The organism is Desulfobulbaceae bacterium (assembly GCA_015231515.1).
Lineage (GTDB): Bacteria > Desulfobacterota > Desulfobulbia > Desulfobulbales > VMSU01 > JADGBM01.
Window position 1 is genome coordinate 1 of the sequence record JADGBM010000212.1, and the last position, 2,421, is coordinate 2,421.

Genomic DNA, 2,421 nt, shown 5'->3' on the forward strand with positions numbered 1-2,421 from the left:
ACTATCTTTTTCAACACCAGACTTAATAAACTCTTCAAAAAGTGCAATAGCAGTCGCCAGATCACGAACAGCATCAAACCCCAAGATTGCAACAGCTCTCGATATGGAGTTCACCGGCCTGCCAATAGAATAATAGGCCGAGTTAACAACCTGAAGCACCTTGTTAGTGAGCGAATAATCTTTGAGAATAACCCGAGACAGTTCGGAAGCAGCAGAGCGACTGCTACAGGTCAAAGAGATCAGTTCCTGAACATTGTGAGACATGGCCGGCAGTTCACTCATGTTCAGTTTAGAAAAAATTTCAGACATACGTTCTGATCGTTCGGGATCTTTTTGTTCTTCTATCATGCCTTACCAGGATATTAAAGTATTCTTCAGAACTCTTAAAAACTGCTTACCGCTTGCCCTTTGTTTAAAGCTAACCGAGCAAAAGAGTCAAGTGATAAACATAATTATTTACAAACAATACAGGAGCAAAAACAAAGTTTTTTTTCATGATAGTAAATAATACATTACTTTTTACTTAATTGACCAGAAAAATTGTGATAACCTCATTATATCACAATAAAAATGCTATTTTTAATACAGATTGAACTTTCATCGTATTAAAGACAATACCACCGTCGTATTAAAGACAATACCACTGATTTTTTTCTTGGAGTTAACTATGGCTGACTGGACAATTTCGCTACACGACAAAACCATCAAAACTTTTTCAATCACCGAAGGTCAAACGATCACTATCGGTCGAGGCAAGGAGTGTGACGTTGCCATTGATAACACTGCAATATCACGCCACCACCTCTCTTTAGTGCTTAACGGCGGCATATTTTTTATCACAGATCAGGGCAGCACAAACGGCACCTTTGTTAATGGTACGAAAATAACTACGGACGAGCCGATTTCAGAAAATGATATTGTAGAGTTTGGCAAATTCACCATGCAATCAAATCTTGGTGATGAATCCATTGACGATCTCAAGATCAGCACCTCTGTCTCAGCCGGACTCATGGACATGGATGATGAGACTATCTTCGTGACCAGCAAGCAGCCCCAACCTCAAAAAAAGAGATTCAAACCCAAAGCCAAAGGTGGTCTGCTTACTGTTATTCAAGGAAGCGCAGTCCCTACGGAGTTTGAGCTGGCAGGCGCAACAAGTGTGAAAATCGGTAAGGATTCGTCATGCGACATAATCGTTTCCGGCTGGTTTGTCGGTAAAGCCCAGTGCTACATCATTAAACGCGACAATAATTTTTTTATTGTCCCGCAAAAATCCTGGGCTGGAACTTTTGTAAACAATGTAAAAATAAGCGATGAACAACAGCTTCGAACTGGAGACATTATCAAGATCAAAGATTCCCAGATACGCTTTGAATAAACTATAAATGCTTACCCAGCTAATCAATAAACTAACGCCTGACGCCAAGAAATCACAACTCCGCTCCAATGCAGCAGAACTGGCGGGAATTGTCGGTAACTCGTTGCCCGTAATGCCCTCCTGGAAGCCTGGCGATACGATTCTTGATCGATACCTGGTTGAAGAGATCTTTAGCGGTGCAATGGGCAAGGTCTATATTGCCCAGCACCTGGGCTGGAAAATCCCTGTTGCCATCAAGGCGCCAAAGGCGATTGTCTTAGCCGATGAGGAAGGCGCCCAAAGAATCCTTAACGAGGCCAACAGTTGGGTGCGCATGGGTATGCACCCCAATGTGGCCACCTGCTATTATGTCCTGAACCTGGACAACGTCCCGCATCTATTTATTGAATATGTCGATGGTGGTAACCTGAAAGACTGGATTACCGCTGGCCGCTGCAAAGATCTGCGCACTGTGTTATCGCTTGCTATCCAATTCTGTCACGGCATGGAGTTTACACACGCCCAAGGCATTATCCACAGGGACATCAAGCCTCAGAACATCCTTCTCACCAAGAACGCTCTGATTAAAATTACTGACTTTGGAATTATTCAAACCAAATCGAGCCCAGAACATAGCAAAGCAAAACTCAAGGGCGCTTCAGACGCTCAAACCATTGGCTTCCGCGGCACGCCTGGTTACGCTTCACCAGAACAGTTTAAACACAGTCACCAGGTCGACAATCGAACGGATATATTTTCTTTTGGAATATGTTTATGGATGATGCTCTGCGGCAAAAAACCATACAAAAACAATCAGGTCGAAGAAAAACTTGACCCGACCTCCGGCCTGCGGAATGCTGATCCTTTACCTGAAGCGCTCCGACACGTACTTAAAAAAATTGTCAGTTTTGACGTAGAAAAACGCTATCAGGACTTCAAATCCCTGAGGCACGAACTCAACGAGATTTATACAGGTTTGTTCAAAGTCGGTTGTCCTTATATGGATCTGGACTTCACCGATTTACAGGCTGAAAACTATAACAACAGGGCTGTCTCTCTTCTGG

3 protein-coding genes are annotated in these 2,421 nt (G+C 43.2%); 2 read left to right on the forward strand and 1 reads right to left on the reverse strand.

Annotation, left to right across the window (positions count from 1 at the left end):
* A partial coding sequence (locus tag HQK80_16400) for an HDOD domain-containing protein (protein ID MBF0223771.1) occupies positions 1-348 on the reverse strand: 348 nt, incomplete at its 3' end.
* Between the two features lie 319 nt (positions 349-667).
* Between HQK80_16400 and HQK80_16405 the strand changes: the two genes are divergently transcribed.
* Positions 668-1,378, forward strand: coding sequence for an FHA domain-containing protein (locus tag HQK80_16405; protein ID MBF0223772.1), 711 nt, complete (start codon positions 668-670; stop codon positions 1,376-1,378).
* A 7-nt stretch (positions 1,379-1,385) separates the two neighbouring features.
* A partial coding sequence (locus tag HQK80_16410) for a serine/threonine protein kinase (GenBank protein MBF0223773.1) occupies positions 1,386-2,421 on the forward strand: 1,036 nt, incomplete at its 3' end.